This is a genomic window from Salifodinibacter halophilus, assembly GCA_012999515.1.
GTDB classification, from domain to species: Bacteria; Pseudomonadota; Gammaproteobacteria; order Nevskiales; family Salinisphaeraceae; genus Salifodinibacter; species Salifodinibacter halophilus.
Window position 1 is genome coordinate 1 of record JABEEB010000380.1, and the last position, 260, is coordinate 260.

The following is a 260-nucleotide window of genomic DNA, read 5'->3' on the forward strand; positions in this document are numbered from 1 at the left end:
GAACGGCAGCTCGGCTTTACTTCACCGCTTTCTTCTTTGCCTTGGCGCTCGCAGTCAACTGCTTTTCCGCGGCAAGCGCCTTTTTCAACTTTTCGCGCGTCTCTTTGAGTTCGGCATCTTTTACCGTCACCTTCAGTTTTTCTGAGGCGATTTCGGCTTTGAGCTGCTTTATCTGGGCCAGATGCTTCTTCTCACGAAGCGAATAGTTGCCGTCTCCGGGCTTTCTGCCGCCCGTCTTCTTTGTTGCCATGCTTTCCCCC

General features: G+C 53.1%; 1 protein-coding gene. It reads right to left on the minus strand.

The window, feature by feature from the left end:
• Window positions 1-16: 16 nt before the first annotated feature.
• Window positions 17-250, minus strand: coding sequence for a hypothetical protein (locus tag HKX41_12110; GenBank protein ID NNC24879.1), 234 nt, complete (start codon window positions 248-250; stop codon window positions 17-19).
• Window positions 251-260: the final 10 nt, after the last annotated feature.